Below are 16,757 nucleotides of genomic sequence, written 5' to 3'. Positions count from 1 at the left end.
GCGGAGGGTGCCCCAAAAGAATCGGGACACCTTTTCTGATCAGCGTCATATATACATTGGTTTAGCCCAAAACCCCCTTTAGGGCCAACCCTCCCTGCTACTTCTATTAAACCATCGCTCACCCATTTTTTCAACGAATTTTTAGAATTTATCGATCATTTTGTCCATTCCGTCTCTTTCACCGCCACTCCGGCCTGCTGCTCAAGCGGTTGGATCACCGCTGACATATCCAAATCGGCAAGGCCTGCAGCGATCGCTTCGGCAAACGCTTTTTCCGCTTGAACGCCAAGACGGCGGCCAAGGCCGATTTCATCCATCAATTCGTTCGCCAAGCGCACATCTTTATGTACATACTTGACCGCCCCGCCGGGAGCGAATCGACGCGGCAAGACGAACTGCTCCATATGGCGGCGCAGCATCCGGCTGTCTCCATAGCTTTCTTTTAACAGCCGATACAGCTTCCCGGCATGAAGCCCGTAAGCAACGCCAGCGACCATCGCTTCCGCTGCAGCGACAGAATGAACGGCGACCAAATATTGGTTAATTACTTTTGCCGCACTGCCCGCGCCGCTTTCCCCTAAATACTCAACCGTTTTTCCTAACACGCTAAGCAGCGGACGCACCCGCTCCCACGCTTCTTTCGCTCCGCCGACCATGATCGTCAGCGCCCCTTGCTCTGCCCCTTCCGGGCCGCCGCTCACCGGCGTGTCCAAATAATCGACGCCGTGCTCGTCGGCGCGCCGAGCGACAAACCGGCTTGTTTTCGGACCGACGGTCGTAAAATCAAGGCAAATCGTCCCCGGACGGGCCGCGCTAAGGACGCCTCCTTCTCCCGTATATACCTCGATCACATCATCCGGCATTGATAAACACGTGCAAATGACGTCAGATTCGCCGGCCAGCTCCGCAACTGTCTCCGCCTGCCGAGCGCCGAGTTCGAGAAGCGGCGCTGCTTTTTCCGGCGTGCGGTTGTACACCGTGACGTTGAATCCCGCTTCAAGCAACCGGCTCGCCATGCGCGAGCCCATTACCCCCAACCCAATAAAGCCGATTCGGGTCATCATCGGTCACCTCCTTTCGTGCCGCTCCGATATTCATCATACCAAGAAAAGCTTTCGCTGCTTTCCCCTGACGGAATGTACTCAAGGCCAATCGCTCCATTGTAGCCGCACTGTTGCAAAAATACGAAAATCTCGCGATACGGAAGCTCTCCCGTCCCCGGCTCATGCCGCCCGGGGGCGTCAGCGAATTGCACATGCGCGATGAGCGGTGCGTAGGCGGCAAACGTCGCCGTCACATCGCGCCCAAGCCGAGCCATATGATAGACGTCATATTGCAATTTCACATTCGTCCTGCCAAGCTCGCGAATGATCGTCGCGGCTTCGTCGATGTCAGTTAAAAAGTAGCCGGGCATATCGAACGGATTGATTGGTTCAATCGTCAGCGTCAAGCCATGAACAGCAAGCGTTGCCGCCGCTTCGTCAATGCGGCGCATATACGTCTCCTTCGCCCGCTCGCGCGGCAAGTCCCTTGGCAACACTCCCGCCATGCAATGAAGATGCGGTGCACCGAGCGCGAGCGCATAACGCACTCCTTCCTCTAGTGCACGCCGAAATTCATCATGACGGTTAGGAAAGATGGCGAGCCCGCGCTCCCCCTTCTCCCAATCGCCGGCCGGCAAGTTGATCGAAACAAGGGACAGCCCGCATTCTTCAAGCTCACCGACGATCGCCTCAGGCGCCGCCGCGTACGGAAACTGGCACTCGACGAGCGAAAACCCGTGCTGCTTCGCCTTGGCAAACCGGGCGAGAAACGGCGCTTCGGTGAAAATCGTTGAGACATTGACGGCAAACTTCATCATGAGGCTCCTTTCTTCTCCATTTCTTTCTCTTATTCGCGCCCCCCTTTGCCGATTCCTGCCTCACCGCGTTTCACCTTTAATGCCGTAAAAAAACAGCCGCACCATTTCGACTTGCCGCTTTGATCCATGCCTCTGTCATGGAAAAAGGGCTGCTCCTTTGGGGCAGCCCTTTTTGACGCTCAGTCCTCATCGCTGGCGAAAAAACGCAAAATGTAGACAAACAAATTGATGAAATCAAGGTAAATATTGACGACAATCATCGGGATGTCCGCTTCCGTAAAGCCATAGCGGGCCAAACGGTTGATGTCGTAAATCGTAAAGCCAAGGAAAATCAAAATCCCTAACGCCGCCACTCCCATTTGCCCGACGCTGGAGAACGGAATGAACCACTGGATGATGAGCAAGCCAATGAGCGCAAACGCTCCGAGCATTAAAAACCCGCCGAGGAACGAAAAATCTTCTTTCGTTCTCGCCGCGTAAATCGCAACGCCAGAAAACGACACGACGGCCAGCGCAAACGCTTTGAACACCGCCGCCGCGCCGATGACGGACATGTAATAGCCGATGAGCGGATAGAGCGTCGCCCCCGAGACAAACATAAACGCAAACATAAGCGGATAGCCGACCGCTTTTTTCACGCGGGCGAACATCATGACCAACAGCAGCACAAGTTCAAGCACGTAAAGGGGCAAATACAGGCCAGCCGGCACCCATTGCCCAGCATACAGCCCCGCCGTCGCGACGGCCAGCGCCGCTAAAAAGGAAACCGCCAATTTTGCCACTGGGCTATGCGGACGATAAACGGTCGAATGGTTCATGGCAACCCCCTCCTTTTTCTTTCTAGTTTAACATATATTTGTTTCTTGTCACAGCCCTTTCTTTTTGATTGACGCAGACTGCATGGACCGTCCGCCTCGATGTATGGTCCGTCGTTCGATCCATCGAAACCAGCGGGCGGCAAACAGTTTTTTCAACACCGGCGGGACGACAAGCAAAATGAAAAAAATGCGGAACATTTGATAACTTATCACAACGGCAAGGTCGGCAGTTGCTTCCTTCGCCAAAATTCCCATTTGATCCATGCCGCCCGGCGCCAAGGCGATGAACGCTGTCAAATACGGCACACCGTGCAGAGCCGTTAACACAAACGCCGAAGCCATGGAAAACAAAATGAGCGCCAACCCGGTTGCCACAGCCCCCAGCATGACTCTTCCCTTTTCTGCGATGCGAACTGGCTTAAGCATTAAACCGAGGTAAGCCCCCATCGCGATTTGCGCCATGTCCAACAGCGGCGCCGGCAAATGCGGCGCCGGCGCCCCGGTCATGACCAGGGCCGATGTTCCGATGATCGGGCCGAGCAAATAGGCGGTCGGCAGTTTGATGCGCCTTCCGATGAACGCGCTGGCGACCATGACGACCAAATACAGGCAAACAAGACCGACGCTCCAATCCGGCTCTTGTCCGCTTCCGAAGCCCGCCCCCGCCCCGGCGCCGCCGGAAAAGAACGGGCTTAAGGCGATGAGCGGGACGAGAAACACGACGCCCATCAGGCGCATCACTTGAAAAAACGCGACGATCGTTGCATCGACACCGTCGAGCTCCTCGCCCAACACAAGCATTTGCGACAATCCGCCGGGGATGCTGCCGGTGACGATCGAACGGAGCGGAATCCCCGTCCATCTTGCCACAAGGCAAGAAACGAGGAAGCTGAACAACAAAATCAACACCGTCGCCAGCAACATTGCCGGCAGCTGCCGTCCCATCTCCATCAATGTCTCCGCCGTCATCGATGTCCCTAACGTATAGCCGATCGGAATAAGCCCAGCGTTCCGGATCGAAATCGGCCAATACAATGTTCCTTTCAAAAAGCGTCCCGCTGTGAGGATCGCCGCAGCGGGGCCCAGCACCCAATGAAGCGGAACACCGAGCAATGCAAACATCCATCCTCCAAATGACGCAATCGCCATCGTTAAAGCAATGCGCACAACGCAGCTCCATCCTTGTCGTCCTTCCAAAGCCAAGCCGAACACTTCCTCTCCGAATTTAGTGAACTGCTTCCGTCCGTTGAACAATCCTTTCGCCTTCAACAATCAATTGTTGCAGCGGCTGTACTTGGCGGCCGGTTTTATCGATCGCGGACGGCGGCGCGAAGGCAGGAAGGAGCGGCAGCTTTTGCTCTACTATCCGCTTTCTGCAAGCTAAGAAATACCCAAACAAAAAAACATTCCTCTCCTTTTTGGCGGAGAGGAATGCTTGCCTTCCCATGCATGGCAAAGGGCGGACAGTGCAGCCAGCAGCTCGCTTTTTTTCGCCCATGAGCCGTCCGCTTAATCAGCGAATAAATCAGATGACAAATACCGCTCACCGGAATCAGGCGCCATGCAAAGGACGCGGGCGCCTTTGGGAAGCTGTTTCGCCACTTTGATGGCGTAATAGGCACTGGCAGCGGCCGAAGCGCCGACGAAAATGCCTTCCTTCGCCGCGAGCTGGCGGGCCATCTGCTGGGCGTCTTCATCTTTAATCAAAAAAATGTCGTCGTAAATCGAGCGGTTTAAAATTTTCGGAATAAACCCAGGACCGGTGCCAGGAATTTTGTGCGGCCCCGGCTTGCCGCCCGACAAGACGGGCGAGCCGTACGGCTCGACGACGTAAATGCGCAAATTCGGAATGCGCTTTTTCAGCTCCTCTCCTGTTCCGGTCACCGTCCCGCCGGTGCCGGCGGTTAACACGAACGCATCGAGCCGCCCGTCAAACGCTTCGTAAATTTCCACCGCTGTTGTATGCCGATGCGCATCCGGATTGGCCGGGTTTTCAAACTGCATCGGGATAAAGCTGTCAGGGATTTCACTAGCAAGCCGGTTTGCCTCATCAATCGCCCCTTGCATCCGCTTCTCCGCCGGCGTCAAATGCACCTCAGCCCCGTACGCCTTTAAAATTTTCACCCGTTCGACCGTCGCGTTGTCAGGCATCGTAATGATGCAACGGTAGCCCCTGGCGGCGCACACCATCGCCAGGCCGATGCCGGTGTTGCCGGACGTCGGTTCGATGATCGTGCTTTTTCCAGGCGTAATTTTCCCTTCCGCCTCCGCACGGCGGATCATTTCCCAAGCGGGCCGGTCTTTGACGCTGCCGCCCGGGTTGAACGATTCAAGCTTCATATACACATCCGCGCCGTCCGGGTCAGGAAGACGTTGCAACTTGACAATCGGCGTGCCGCCGATCAAATCTAAAATCGAGTCATACAATTTCACGATCGTCCCCAACCTTTTGCAAAATATTTGTTTGCCTCATTCATTATAAATGATTTTTCTTTTTTCGTTCAAACAGTCTGTCCCGCCCGCAACACCAGGTGTTTTTGGATCGTTTTTTGCAAAAGGACGTTCGTTCGGCCGGACCGATTGCGATTTTTCCCCTGTTCTCGTCCGATCTTCCCCCTTATAATAAAAGATAAACGATGGAAAGCGAGGTGGCTTTTTTGGCATCTGCGGCACAGCAGCTCGTCACCCATTTAGAAGCCCATTTGCCGAACTTTCTCGCCTATTGGCGGCAGCATATGAAAATTGCCGACGATGACAAATACATTGACTGCGTCGAACAAAACGGCTTAGCAGTATTTGAACTCGTCAAAGGAGCCCTGTTGCGGTCGCTATCTAGCGAGACGATCGAACGGTTAGCCAACAAAATCGCCAAAGAGCGGGCGGAAATGAACGCCGGCATCGGCGCCCTCGTCTACAACGTCAACCTCGGGCGGCGGCTCGTCATCAACCACGCGCTGGCCGCGCCGCTGTCGGTCACAGAGTTGGCCCCGCTCATCGACCATTTGAACGAGCTGTTTGACCAATTTTTGTTTCATGCGGTCACAAAATACAATGAGCTAAAAGAAAAAGAATTGCATGAAAAAAACACGCTCATCGCCAAGTCTCATCAAGACAGGCTGACGTTGCTTGGGCAAATGTCATCGAGTTTTGTCCATGAGTTTCGCAACCCGCTTACGGCTATTATCGGTTTTATTCAATTATTGAAATTTGAATATCCGCATCTTCCTTATTTAGACATTATCGACCATGAGTTGCAGCAGCTGAAATTTCGCATTTCACAATTTTTGCATGCCTCACGCAAAGAAATTGTTGAAAGCGAAAAAGAAATGTTTTCGTTGCGCCAGCTGTTGGAGGAAATTATCGAGTTTTTATACGCCACGATCGTCGACAGTGATGTCGACCTTTCGGTGGCGATCGATGAATCTATACATATATTTGCCTATAAAGATCAGCTGCGCCAAGTGCTGGTAAACATTTTGCTCAACTCGATCGAAGCTGTGAAAGAGAAGGAAAAACCACGGCGGATCAACATCGCCGCCCGTTGCCAAGACGGAAGCATCATCATCGAAATCGCCAACAACGGTCCGTCGATTCCGGCCGACATTGTGGAAACAATTTTCGAGCCGTTTTTTACGACGAAAAAGCTTGGAACCGGCATCGGCTTATACATTTGCAAAAAAGTCATCGAAGATCACGGTGGAGACATCTGCTGTTTTTCCGATGACAACGTGACGACGTTTTCCATTCGCCTTCCTGTATAATGAACAGCGGAAATGGGGATGATGGATGAAAAAAGGTGATGCCGATGAAAACGTCTTGGAAAAGTTGGTTGGAGCAGGCGGCAAACGCCATCCGTGAATGGCTCGAGTGGGAAATGCATTCGTTCGCCGAACTCGCTGCGTTCATCCGCCATCATCCGGATACCGTTCGGTCAGAACGCACGTGGCTTGGCTTGACGTACCGGTTCTACTCGCTCACGATAAACAAAGTGTCATTGAAAATGGAAACGAAAGTCGCCCGCGAAGGCAAAGAGCGCATTCTCTTTTTATCGGTCCATGCTCCGCATACGAAAGCCGCTGTCTACCGCACCTATGACGAAGACGGCGATTTGGCGGACATCATCGCCACTCCGCCGCTGTCCCAAAAAACCGCACCGGTTTGACCACGGTGCGGTTTTTTCATCATCATTTCGCGAAAAAGCCCCGCTTCCGAGCGAAACGAAAGCTGGAAGAAAAGTCAACCTTTCATGCCCTGCAGCTATTATTGTTAAAAACTTCAAATTGCATCTGTATGCAATCGGTCGGCCGCTGAGCGTATAAACGGGATTCGTCCTCTGCAAGGGAATCCCATTTTTCATGATTTGCCCGCCATTCGCTCATCCTAACAACGAAGGAGGTGAACAGCGTGAAACGCCGATATCGAATATGGGCCGCGGCCAGCGCGGTTGTTGCTCTACTCGTCGCCGCAGCCGCCTTGGGGCGACCGGCTCTAGAAAAAAACGCCCCGGCTCCGCCGCGGCTGAAGCCGTTTGACACCGAAGACGCGCCCGCCCATCCAACCGTTGTCGCATTGGACAGCCTAAGTGCAGGCGAGCAGCTGAAACAGCAGCTGAACGAGCACCCGCGCATTCGGGAAATCCTCCATAATCGCCGCGGCGATCGAAGTCATTATTTTTCAAATGAGATCGCTGTCCGCTTTCAGGCATTGCCGTCCGAAAGCCGCTTGAAACAAATGGAGGCAGCCATCGCCGGCCAGCTCATCAAGCAGGTCGATCACGTGTTTGTATTTCGTTCGCGCGGGCAAACGTACGAAGAGATGCGCCGCTATTTCCGCTCTCTTCCAATGGTCGATTATTGCGAACCGCACTACATTTACATGCAAAATGAGTGGAACAAGCCAGCGTTGTTGCCGAACGATTCGTTTTACACCCGCTACCAGTGGAACTTGCCGGCCATTCATACGGAAGAGGGGTGGACGCTGTCGCGCGGCAAGCGGAATGTAGCTGTCGCCATCATCGACAGCGGAGTTGATTTGACCCATCCCGATTTAGCCCGGCGCCTGATCACCGGATATAACGTGTTGGCAGACAACCGTTCTCCCCTTGACGAAAACGGCCATGGCACCCATGTCGCTGGCATCATCGCCTCACAGCCGAACAACGGCGAAGGGGTCGCCGGCATGACATGGTTCAACCCGATCATGGCAGTCAAAGCATTGAACGCCGACGGCTACGGAACGAGCATTGATGTAGCGAAAGGAATCCGCTGGGCGGTCGACCACGGGGCAAAAGTCATCAACTTAAGCCTTGGCAACTACCAACCGTCCTCGGTGCTCGAAGAAGCGATCCGCTACGCCGATGCTCATGATGTCGTGCTTGTCGCCGCTTCCGGCAATGACAGCACATCCCAGGCGAGCTTCCCAGCCGCCTATCCAGAAGTGATCAGCGTTGGGGCTGTCAACCCTGATCTTTCCTATGCGCTTTATTCCAACTACGGCGACTATGTAGACGTCGTCGCGCCTGGAACAAACATCGCCAGCACGTTTGCCGGCCACCGGTACGCCGCGCTTTCCGGCACATCGATGGCCGCGCCGCACGTCACCGCGCTCGCCGCCTTGATCCGCTCCATCAACCCGCGGCTTTCGAACGATGAAGTGCGCGACATTATTCTCGAAAGCGCTGACGATTTGGGCGAGAGAGGAAAAGATCCGTATTATGGCTACGGGCTCATCAATGTCTATCGCGCGCTCGAGCTGGCTAAGCGATAACCGACGCTCCTTCCGCCGATGGCATTGGGGAACCCATCGCTGGGAAAGATCAAACGGACAAGATTCTCACCCCCTGTGGGGACGACGTTAACCCCCCCACAGCATCAAATCAGCAAACAGCTGGAAACGGCGCCTTCCGTGACGAGCAGTCCGCGTCGGCAAGCAGTGCCTCATTCCTATAGAGGAGCGCCTATCTGCTGAAACGAAAAACGATGGGGATTCAGGCTATACCCCCATCGTTTTTTCGCGCGTCAACATCGTCGTCACCGCCCCGACGACCGTGACAACGACAAGCGAGTGGACAAACGGCACGGAATCGATGATCACGCTTCCAGCTGAAATAATGCCGGCGTCAATGACAAAAATGATGATCCCGACGTTCCAATTCGTCCATCTAGCGATCAACTGGGCGAGCAGATCGGTTCCGCCCGTGCTCGTCTCCTCGCGCAACATCAAGCCGATGCCCGCGCCGACCAGCACGCCGCCGATGACCGCGCTTGGAAGCGGATCCAACACGATCACGCCGCGCAAAACGGACAATACGTCAATCATCCATGAGGAAAATAAAAGTCCGTGCAAGCTGTTGCAAAAAAACGGGCGGTAGTAAAACCATGCCACTGCATAAAGCGGAACGCTTAAGACGATCACCGTCAACCCAGCCTGAACATGCCACACGTATTTGGCAATCAGCCCGAGCCCGATCATCCCTCCATCAAGCAAATGGTGAGGGACGAAAAAGACATTGATGCCGACGCCAAGAAGCAGACCGCCGACAATCACCGCCGCCATTTTTTTGATCATCACGAAACCCCTCCGCCACGGCTTATCCCAATGAGCCAACATGCCTCCATATATATGTATATGGCGCCCCTTGACAGAGCTTGTCTCTTTTTTGCCGCGTGGCGGAGAAAATGGCTCATCGCGAACGAAACACAAAAATAAGAGGCCAGGCCTCTATGCCCAACCTCTTATTTTTGCGCTTTTGTCGTCTCGTCATCGTCGATGATGCCCTTTGTCGCATTCTTAAATTCGCGCAACGTTTTCCCGGCCGCTTGTCCTAACTCCGGCAGCTTTTTCGGCCCGAAAATGAGCAAAGCGAAAAAAACGATGAGCGCAATTTCTCCAAAGCCGATGTTCATGTTTGTCACTCCAATGTTCAAGCGTCGTTTCTTGAAACATTATACCATAGAAGAACGGACGGTGTCATCGTCTTTCCCTTGACAAAACGGCGACAATTTGCACAACTCTCATTGTTCCTCAAGCAGTCGCACCGGTGCGTCTTGTTCGTGTTCCGATTCATCGATGAAATAAACGCGAGCCATTTCGCGCTCATCGTCGACGTGCTGAATCACCACTTGTTTCCCTTTGTACATCACCGGAACGATCTCCCCAGCTTCAGCAATTCGCTTCGCCCGCAACAGTTCCATTTATCCCCCTCCTTTCGCACTGTCCTCCGCCTGCGCCCGCAAGCTTTTCCAAAACAACTCGTCGTTGCAGACAATCTCGCGAAGCTCTCCTTCATCTCCTTTGGTGTTGATGATTTCAAGCAACTGCGTCATATCGTCCATTTCGCGCCGATCGTTTTTCACCAAACCATCACCTTTCTTTGGCAAACTGATGACAGCGGACATCCCATCGCTTCGTTTCCTGCGTTGACTCCCTCAAAAAGAAGGAGTATGATTCGAATTGGTGTGTACAAGAAAGGAGGAAACACTATGAAGGAGCGAGACTATTATTTTGACAACGCAAAATGCGCGCTCATGCTCCTCGTCGTGTTTGGCCACTTTCTGCGCCCGTACATTGACGGCGTCTTATGGGTGCACAGCTTGTATACGTGGATTTTCTTTTTCCACATGCCGGCGTTCATTTTCACTTCCGGCTATTTTGCAAAAAAATTCCACGAGCACGGCTACTTGCAAAAGATCACGAAAAAATTGCTCATCCCGTACGTTCTGTTCCAGCTGCTGTATTCGATCTACTACTTCTTCCTGTATGACAAACAGTCGCTGGAACTTGACTTATTGACCCCGCATTGGAGTTTATGGTTTTTGCTCAGCCTGTTCAGCTGGAACGTGCTGCTGTTATGGTTCGGCCGGCTGCCAAAGCGGATCGCGCTGCCGCTGGCGCTTCTTCTCGGCTTGGCGGGCGGAATGATGGAAGCGGAAAAATGGCTGAGCTTGTCGCGGACGCTCACGTTTTTCCCGTTCTTTTTGCTCGGGTTTTTCACGAAAAAATCGGTGATCGAGCGCTTGTTTGCCGCCCCAGTGCGCCTTGTTTCGCTTGCGGTGCTCGTTAGCATGTTTTTCGCCATCCATTTCGGGTTTCCCGATTTGCCGCAAGATTGGCTGTACGGCTCGAAATCGTACGATACGCTCGGCGTCTCGGAATCAGCCGGCATTGCGAGCCGCCTCGCCATTTATGGGGCGAGCCTGCTCATGATGTTCGGCTTTTTGTCGCTCATCCCGAGCCGTCGCTTCTCCTTTTCTGTGCTCGGGGCGCGCACGTTTTACATCTATATCTTGCACGGGTTTATTTTAAAATATTTGCACGAGACGCCATTCCCAGACTTTATTATGGATGTGCACGGCTATCCGCTTCTGCTTGCACTGTCGGTCGCCATGATGCTCATCCTTGGAAGCAAGCCGGTCGTCCGGCTCGTGCGGCCGCTGTTGGAATGGCGATGGCCGAACTGGCGGCAGACAATGACCTAGCAGTCCAAAAAGAAGGTGTTCCGAAATATCAACGGGACACCTTTTTCCATGATGGGCATTTTCCTTAAAATGGAAATCAACTTTTCCATTCAGCGCGCGCGGGCTGCCCGCACCGCTTCCACCAAGGCGGCGGCCGCCGCCTTTGGCGACGGAACCGAAGCGATGGCACTGATGACGGACACCCCATCCGCCCCGGCTTCCACAACGATTTTGGCGTTCGCAGCCGTAATGCCGCCAATGGCGACAATTGGAATGGTGATGCCGGCTTCGCGCAAGCGGCGGAGAACATCCGGTCCTTGCGCTTCCTTTGCATCCTCTTTCGAACTGGTCGGGTAAATCGGACCGACGCCAAGGTAATCGGCGCCCGCCTCAACGGCCGCCATTGCTTCTTCGATGTTGTGCGCTGAGACGCCCAAAATTTTATCGCCGATTTTTTCCCGCACGCGCCGCGCGTCCTCATCGTCTTGACCGACATGGACGCCGTCGGCATCAATGGCGAGAGCCAGCTCAACGTCATCGTTGACGATAAACGGCACCCCATAAGCGCGGCAAAGGCGTTGCAACTGCCGGGCGAGCTCCTCTTTGTCCGCTCCTTTTAAAGCGCCCGGCCCTTTTTCGCGGAATTGAAACAACGTCACACCGCCGTCAAGTGCTTCTTTCAGCACACCGGCGGCCGGACGTTCGCTGTTTTGGCTTCCCATAATGAAGTAAACAGCCAGCCGCTCCTTCATTTCACCGCTCGCGATGCGCGCCATCGTTCTCACTCTCCGTATTGGCGGTACGCCCAATGGTTCGTCGGCCCATGGCCTTGGCCGATGCCGAGCGGATGGGAGATCGCCGCCTGCACGAACGATTTCGCCGTTGCGACTGCATCGACGACCTGCCGTCCTTTCGCCAGCTCAGCGGCGATCGCCGCGGCAAACGTACAGCCGGTTCCGTGCGTATGACGCGTGTCAATTCGCTTGCTTTTAAAATAGGAAAATTCGCTGCCGTTATACAGCAAGTCGACGGTTTCTTCGCCATCATCGTCATGGCCGCCTTTTACGACGACATAGCGGGCGCCCATCCGGTGGAGGAGGCGCGCGGCTTCGCGGCGGTCATCCATCGTGCGGATGACAACGCCCGTCAATGCTTCCGCCTCCGGAATGTTCGGTGTAATAACGAGCGCCAACGGCAGCAACTCTTCTTTCAAAGCGGCCACCGCTTCCTCTTGCAACAGCGGAGCACCGCCTTTGGCGATCATCACCGGGTCGACGACCAGCCGCTCCCATTTCTGTTTTTTCACTTGTTCAGCAACCGCACAAATGATCTCGGCACTAAAGAGCATGCCGGTTTTCACCGCATCCGCGCCTAAATCGGCGGCCACCGATTCGATCTGGGCGGCGACTGCTTCCGCCGACAGCGGGTAGACGCCTTGCACGCCAAGTGTGTTTTGCGCCGTCACCGCCGTGATCGCTGACATGCCAAAGACGCCGAGCTCCTGGAACGTTTTGAGATCGGCTTGGATGCCGGCGCCGCCGCCGCTGTCCGACCCGGCAATCGTCAACGCTTTGTACACCATCGTGTTTTTCCTCCCCTTTTACCGTTGTTCCACCCGGCCATACCGTTTGACATCATCGACGCTTGTATACGCCAACGCGTCCAAAAACGCCGTCTGGAAGCTGCCCGGTCCGCACTCCCCGGCTTTGGCCGCCGCCTGTTCGGCCGCAACGCCATAATACGTGAGCGCTGCCACCGCCGCCTTCGCCGCATCGCGCTCAACGGCCGCAAACGCTCCGACGACCGATGTCAGCAAACAGCCCGCCCCGGTCACTTTCGTCAGCAACGGATGGCCGTTCTGAATGAGATACGTCGTCTGTCCGTCCGCAACGACGTCCTCTTTTCCAGTAATCGCGACAACGGCGCCGAGCTGCTCCGCCGCCCGTTTGGCCAACGCCACTCGATCGCCGCTTCCTTCGCCGGCGTCGACTCCTTTAATCGCCCACGCTTCACCAATCGTGTTGGCGATCTCCGCCGCATTGCCACGGATCACGGCGAGCTTGACTTTTTCCGCGATGCGGCGCGCCGTCTCCGTCCGGTAGCGCGTGGCCCCGGCCCCGACCGGATCGAAAATGACCGGCACCCCGGCTTCATTGGCCGCCTGGCCGGCGACAAGCATCGCTTCTACCTCTTTGTCATTCAACGTCCCAATATTGAGGACAAGCGCTCCAGCGAGTTTCGCCATCTCGCCCACTTCCTCTTTCGCATACGCCATCACCGGCGAAGCGCCAAGCGCAAGCAGCCCATTTGCCGTAAAATTCGTCACAACGACATTCGTGATATTATGGACGAGCGGATTCTCCTCTCTTACCCGCTCGAGCAGTTCCGCCCATTCATGCCAATTGGCCATTTCCGGTTTCTCCCCTTTCCAGGCCTTTTCGCCGGCCATACCGTGACTTTCGCCGTATTTTCGACCAATGGAATGATTCATTCTCCCCATCCATCAGTCTACTCTTTCTTTTTTTGAATTGCAAGACAAAGAAAAAAGGCGGCCGCCAAAGCGCACCTCCCTTTTTGTTCCATTACGAACGCGTCCATTCGGCCGCCCCTCCCTCTTCGGACGGCGCCGCCGGCGACAGCCGCTGCGGCAGCGGCCAATTCCATAAATCCAAATCGATGATATAGCGCGGCCTTCGTTTCGTTTCTTTGTAAATTTTTCCAATATATTCACCAATCAGCCCGAGCGCCATCAGCTGCAAGCCCCCTAACAGCCAGATGGACGTAATGAGCGACGTCCAACCCGTTTCCGTATGCCCGACCCATTTGAGAAAAAGAAAATAGACGCCAAACATCAAGCTGACGGCAAACGAGAGAAACCCAACAAGCGAAATGAAACGGATCGGGGTGACGCTGAACGACGTCACGCCGTCAAGCGCAAAGGCGATCATTTTTTTCAGCGGATATTTCGTTTTCCCGGCCAGCCGCTCTTTTCGGTCATAATAAACCGTCGCCGACCGAAAGCCCAAAAGCGGGACGATGCCGCGCAAAAACAAGTTCACTTCCCCGAACTGTTCAAGCGCGTCCACAGCGCGCCGGCTCATAAGGCGATAGTCGGCGTGATTGTAAACGAGGTCGACGCCAAACGCTTTCATCAGCCGGTAAAACCACTGCGCCGTATGGCGCTTGAACCATGTATCGGCATCGCGCCGCCGGCGCACGCCGTAGACGATGTCATACCCTTCGTGAAACTTTTGCACAAATTCCCGAATCGCCGTTACATCATCCTGCAAATCGGCGTCGATCGAAACGAGGCAATCGGCATGCCTTTTTGCGGCAAACAGCCCGGCAAGCAGTGCGTTTTGATGCCCCGCGTTATGCGCCAGTTTCAGCCCTTTCACTTCCGGGTGGCGCAAACTCGCTTTGTATATGATCTTCCATGTGTCATCACGGCTGCCGTCATCGACGAACAAAAGCGCGCTGTTGGATGAAATGAGCTGCTCTTCGATCAATTGTTCGCGCAGCTCCCGCAAGCGGCGGATCGTCTCCGGCAGCACCTCTTCTTCGTTGTAACACGGCACAACAATGGCCAGCGTCGGTTCGAACATGTCACCTTCCTCCCTCTTGCACGACTTTGTATAAATAGATGGTCCACGCGGACTCTTTGGAACGGAACACCCGCTCAAGGCTCAAAGCGTTTTCGCTGGCATTTTCAATTGGCAGCGCCGAGAAAATATAGCGCCCACCCATGTCATAAAACACGTTTGTGTTCAATTCCAAGTTGCGAATCGTCCGCTTCGAGTTTTTCTGAAACATATACCGCTTGCCCAGCTCATCGACGAACAAATAGCAGCGCCCGCCCCATTCATCGAAATACTGGCGCAGTTTTTTGTTTTTCGCGAGCTCCTTGGCGATGATGCGGCGAAACCGATGCTTGTATTCGAGCGGATAAAAGTTGTTGTACGTATCGAGCGTGTAAAAGCCGTTGTATTGAGCGATCGCCGGGTGGATGCCGATACTGGCGACACGGTATGTATGCACCGGGCGGCCGATATAGCGGCGAATGGCGGCAAACTGTTTTTCCGCGTAAAACTCGCGAAACGACGGCTTGTCGCGGTAGACGATTTCCTCATTGCATAAAGCAAGCACGACAATCTGCAAGACAATGGCCGCCGCGCCGACCGCCCGCCACCTTCGGCCTTCCTGCCAAAAAATTTTCAGCGCCAGTGCAAACAAGACGTAAATCACCATTGGCCGCAAAAAATGGTAGCGGGCGAAATTGAACTTATCAAGCAAATCAAACCGTTCGGTGAGCGGCAGCCATCCTTTGTAAAACCAAAACGCATACCATGTGGACAACGCAAAGTTCAACCCGTGCAAAAGCAAAAACAGTTTCTCCCGCCGCCAGCTTTTCCGCTTCCATACAACGTACAAGGCAACGAGCGTCATCGGTAAAATGATGAGCCCATGCACGGTCATGACGTGGGTGTGGCCGAGCACATAGTTTTTGAACGTCAGCCGGATGACGCGCCAAATCGGCAGACGGGCGTGGAAATATTCGTCGCGGCTTGTCGGCTCATTGGAAAACAAGAGCGAATGGACAAACCGGTAATCGACCACCAAATAGAGCATCGTCATATAGACGATGGCCGCCAAAAACCGCCAATTCCAACCCTTGCCGCGGATGACATCAATGAGCCACCAAATCCCAAGCGCACTCAAGAAAAAGAAAAATCCAAGCACGAAGCTTGAATAGAGCGGCAAGAGCGTCAACACCGCCCAGTTCACCCATGAACGCTCGCCGCCCCGAATGTTTAAAAACGCCCAAAGCGCAAGCGGCATCCCGAGCGTACTTAACATTCCCGATGGCCAAAACGGCGTCAAGGCAAACGTCAACGAAGCGCCGATGCGAATCCATCCCCAGCGCTCGCCCGGTAGCACATGTTTTCGCAGCAGCAAATACATGCCGATGAACGCCAATACGCGGGTTGCGGCTTGACTGAGCCCATAGGCGTAAATGGATGGAAACAGGGCGTGAAGCCAAACGATGCCGCTGAATTCTGTGCCGAACGCGTTGCGCGGCAGGCCGTTGATGATTTGCGGGATGACGCCATCGACCGGTCCGAACAGCTCACCGCTTCGAGTGAGCACCTTATACCAGGCGATGTTTGAATCCAAATTGTCGTGGACGCGCATATGCGCATCCTCGCCAAGCACAAAATACGGCGACACGTACAAGGCGATGACAACGAAAGAGAAGATCAGGAGTCGCTTTTCGATGGCCGGCACCTTTTCTCCTCCTTTCGCCCGGCTCTTGTCTTTCTTTATTGTTCAACCAAACAGGAAAATTATTCATGGGAATGGAGAAAAACGGACTCCAATCCAAACAAAAAACCGCCGTCGGCCGGATGAAGCCGGATGACGGCGATTTTCTATTCGTCTATTCACCTTTCGATCAGCCTTTTGCATGCAACACAACGTTGCCCAAAAAGCTGGTGATGGAACGAAAAACGTTCGGACTATGAAGATTTCGCTCTTGAACGCTCTCCCACCTACGCTCACGCGTGGAAGTAGAGGTCTTCTCGGTTTAGGATGATAAACAACCGCTTTTCCGCGCGTTCGCAA

The 16,757-nt window shown here is 54.3% G+C and carries 19 protein-coding genes; 4 read left to right on the top strand and 15 right to left on the bottom strand.

What is annotated here, in order from left to right:
• Positions 1-155: 155 nt before the first annotated feature.
• The 6 genes from BJQ97_RS07705 to cysK form a co-directional block, all read right to left on the bottom strand.
• Positions 156-1,061, bottom strand: coding sequence for an NAD(P)-dependent oxidoreductase (locus BJQ97_RS07705; RefSeq protein ID WP_160157571.1), 906 nt, complete (start codon positions 1,059-1,061; stop codon positions 156-158).
• Positions 1,061-1,858 carry a hydroxypyruvate isomerase gene (gene hyi, locus BJQ97_RS07700; protein ID WP_160157570.1) on the bottom strand — a complete coding sequence of 266 codons (798 nt, stop codon included), beginning with the start codon at positions 1,856-1,858 and terminating at the stop codon, positions 1,061-1,063. Before hyi ends, BJQ97_RS07705 begins: the two co-directional genes overlap by 1 nt.
• 182 nt (positions 1,859-2,040) lie before the next feature.
• The gene (locus BJQ97_RS07695; RefSeq protein WP_160156121.1) at positions 2,041-2,679 is read right to left on the bottom strand and encodes a Bax inhibitor-1/YccA family protein; all 639 of its coding nucleotides are present in this window, start codon (positions 2,677-2,679) and stop codon (positions 2,041-2,043) included.
• Positions 2,680-2,727: 48 nt separating this feature from the next.
• Positions 2,728-3,828, bottom strand: coding sequence for an AbrB family transcriptional regulator (locus BJQ97_RS07690; protein WP_407066451.1), 1,101 nt, complete (start codon positions 3,826-3,828; stop codon positions 2,728-2,730).
• A gap of 76 nt (positions 3,829-3,904) precedes the next feature.
• A complete protein-coding gene (locus tag BJQ97_RS07685) occupies positions 3,905-4,177 on the bottom strand; it encodes a hypothetical protein (RefSeq protein ID WP_160156120.1) in 273 nt (90 codons plus the stop codon).
• Between the two features lie 11 nt (positions 4,178-4,188).
• Positions 4,189-5,112, bottom strand: a complete 924-nt coding sequence (gene cysK / locus BJQ97_RS07680) for a cysteine synthase A (RefSeq protein WP_160156119.1) — start codon at positions 5,110-5,112, stop codon at positions 4,189-4,191.
• A 224-nt stretch (positions 5,113-5,336) separates the two neighbouring features.
• On the opposite strand from cysK, the gene BJQ97_RS07675 reads away from it, so the two are divergent.
• The 3 genes from BJQ97_RS07675 to BJQ97_RS07665 all read left to right on the top strand — a co-directional run bounded on the left by BJQ97_RS07675 (position 5,337) and on the right by BJQ97_RS07665 (position 8,445).
• Positions 5,337-6,440, top strand: a complete 1,104-nt coding sequence (locus BJQ97_RS07675) for a histidine kinase N-terminal domain-containing protein (protein ID WP_160156118.1) — start codon at positions 5,337-5,339, stop codon at positions 6,438-6,440.
• 44 nt (positions 6,441-6,484) lie between these two features.
• Entirely contained in the window at positions 6,485-6,841 is a 357-nt protein-coding gene (locus BJQ97_RS07670) for a hypothetical protein (protein ID WP_201451669.1), read from the top strand.
• A 242-nt stretch (positions 6,842-7,083) separates the two neighbouring features.
• Positions 7,084-8,445, top strand: a complete 1,362-nt coding sequence (locus BJQ97_RS07665) for a S8 family peptidase (RefSeq protein ID WP_160156117.1) — start codon at positions 7,084-7,086, stop codon at positions 8,443-8,445.
• Between the two features lie 225 nt (positions 8,446-8,670).
• On the opposite strand, the gene BJQ97_RS07660 is transcribed toward BJQ97_RS07665, so the two are convergent.
• The 4 genes from BJQ97_RS07660 to BJQ97_RS07645 all read right to left on the bottom strand — a co-directional run bounded on the left by BJQ97_RS07660 (position 8,671) and on the right by BJQ97_RS07645 (position 10,034).
• Positions 8,671-9,246, bottom strand: a complete 576-nt coding sequence (locus BJQ97_RS07660) for a YitT family protein (protein ID WP_160157567.1) — start codon at positions 9,244-9,246, stop codon at positions 8,671-8,673.
• Positions 9,247-9,413: 167 nt separating this feature from the next.
• The gene (locus BJQ97_RS07655) at positions 9,414-9,584 is read right to left on the bottom strand and encodes a twin-arginine translocase TatA/TatE family subunit (RefSeq protein ID WP_011231011.1); all 171 of its coding nucleotides are present in this window, start codon (positions 9,582-9,584) and stop codon (positions 9,414-9,416) included.
• 108 nt (positions 9,585-9,692) lie between these two features.
• Positions 9,693-9,872: an H-type small acid-soluble spore protein gene (locus BJQ97_RS07650; RefSeq protein ID WP_160156116.1), complete on the bottom strand. Its 180-nt coding sequence runs from the start codon at positions 9,870-9,872 to the stop codon at positions 9,693-9,695.
• A complete protein-coding gene (locus tag BJQ97_RS07645; RefSeq protein ID WP_231584422.1) occupies positions 9,873-10,034 on the bottom strand; it encodes a hypothetical protein in 162 nt (53 codons plus the stop codon).
• A gap of 126 nt (positions 10,035-10,160) precedes the next feature.
• On the opposite strand from BJQ97_RS07645, the gene BJQ97_RS07640 reads away from it, so the two are divergent.
• Positions 10,161-11,156: an acyltransferase family protein gene (locus BJQ97_RS07640; protein ID WP_160156114.1), complete on the top strand. Its 996-nt coding sequence runs from the start codon at positions 10,161-10,163 to the stop codon at positions 11,154-11,156.
• Positions 11,157-11,245: 89 nt separating this feature from the next.
• Here BJQ97_RS07640 and thiE read toward each other — a convergent pair whose 3' ends face one another.
• From thiE to BJQ97_RS07615, 5 genes are all read right to left on the bottom strand, one after another.
• Complete coding sequence (gene thiE, locus BJQ97_RS07635; protein ID WP_160156113.1) at positions 11,246-11,911, bottom strand: thiamine phosphate synthase; 666 nt, start codon at positions 11,909-11,911, stop codon at positions 11,246-11,248.
• Positions 11,912-11,916: 5 nt separating this feature from the next.
• A complete protein-coding gene (gene thiD, locus BJQ97_RS07630; RefSeq protein WP_160156112.1) occupies positions 11,917-12,717 on the bottom strand; it encodes a bifunctional hydroxymethylpyrimidine kinase/phosphomethylpyrimidine kinase in 801 nt (266 codons plus the stop codon).
• An 18-nt stretch (positions 12,718-12,735) separates the two neighbouring features.
• Positions 12,736-13,545, bottom strand: a complete 810-nt coding sequence (gene thiM / locus BJQ97_RS07625; protein WP_160156111.1) for a hydroxyethylthiazole kinase — start codon at positions 13,543-13,545, stop codon at positions 12,736-12,738.
• Between the two features lie 172 nt (positions 13,546-13,717).
• A complete protein-coding gene (locus BJQ97_RS07620; RefSeq protein ID WP_160156110.1) occupies positions 13,718-14,740 on the bottom strand; it encodes a glycosyltransferase family 2 protein in 1,023 nt (340 codons plus the stop codon).
• Between the two features lies 1 nt (position 14,741).
• Positions 14,742-16,421, bottom strand: a complete 1,680-nt coding sequence (locus BJQ97_RS07615) for a DUF6044 family protein (protein WP_160156109.1) — start codon at positions 16,419-16,421, stop codon at positions 14,742-14,744.
• Positions 16,422-16,757: the final 336 nt, after the last annotated feature.

It is taken from the genome of Geobacillus sp. TFV-3 (genome assembly GCF_009901865.1).
GTDB lineage: Bacteria > Bacillota > Bacilli > Bacillales > Anoxybacillaceae > Geobacillus > Geobacillus thermoleovorans_A.
Note: the sequence above shows the minus strand (reverse complement) of the source record. Positions and strands in the feature narration are given on the sequence as shown.

Excerpts from the sequence above, each read along its gene's own strand:
- BJQ97_RS07670 (WP_201451669.1), top strand. The coding sequence starts at position 6,485 with ATGAAAACGTCTTGGAAAAGTTGGTTGGAGCAGGCGGCAAACGCCATC.
- BJQ97_RS07620 (WP_160156110.1), bottom strand. The coding sequence starts at position 14,740 with ATGTTCGAACCGACGCTGGCCATTGTTGTGCCGTGTTACAACGAAGAA.
- hyi (WP_160157570.1), bottom strand. The coding sequence starts at position 1,858 with ATGAAGTTTGCCGTCAATGTCTCAACGATTTTCACCGAAGCGCCGTTT.
- BJQ97_RS07640 (WP_160156114.1), top strand. The coding sequence starts at position 10,161 with ATGAAGGAGCGAGACTATTATTTTGACAACGCAAAATGCGCGCTCATG.
- BJQ97_RS07655 (WP_011231011.1), bottom strand. The coding sequence starts at position 9,584 with ATGAACATCGGCTTTGGAGAAATTGCGCTCATCGTTTTTTTCGCTTTG.
- BJQ97_RS07660 (WP_160157567.1), bottom strand. The coding sequence starts at position 9,246 with ATGATCAAAAAAATGGCGGCGGTGATTGTCGGCGGTCTGCTTCTTGGC.
- BJQ97_RS07650 (WP_160156116.1), bottom strand. The coding sequence starts at position 9,872 with ATGGAACTGTTGCGGGCGAAGCGAATTGCTGAAGCTGGGGAGATCGTT.
- thiD (WP_160156112.1), bottom strand. The coding sequence starts at position 12,717 with ATGGTGTACAAAGCGTTGACGATTGCCGGGTCGGACAGCGGCGGCGGC.
- BJQ97_RS07705 (WP_160157571.1), bottom strand. The coding sequence starts at position 1,061 with ATGACCCGAATCGGCTTTATTGGGTTGGGGGTAATGGGCTCGCGCATG.
- BJQ97_RS07685 (WP_160156120.1), bottom strand. The coding sequence starts at position 4,177 with ATGGGCGAAAAAAAGCGAGCTGCTGGCTGCACTGTCCGCCCTTTGCCA.
- thiE (WP_160156113.1), bottom strand. The coding sequence starts at position 11,911 with ATGGCGCGCATCGCGAGCGGTGAAATGAAGGAGCGGCTGGCTGTTTAC.
- thiM (WP_160156111.1), bottom strand. The coding sequence starts at position 13,545 with ATGGCCAATTGGCATGAATGGGCGGAACTGCTCGAGCGGGTAAGAGAG.
- BJQ97_RS07690 (WP_407066451.1), bottom strand. The coding sequence starts at position 3,828 with ATGGCGATTGCGTCATTTGGAGGATGGATGTTTGCATTGCTCGGTGTT.
- BJQ97_RS07695 (WP_160156121.1), bottom strand. The coding sequence starts at position 2,679 with ATGAACCATTCGACCGTTTATCGTCCGCATAGCCCAGTGGCAAAATTG.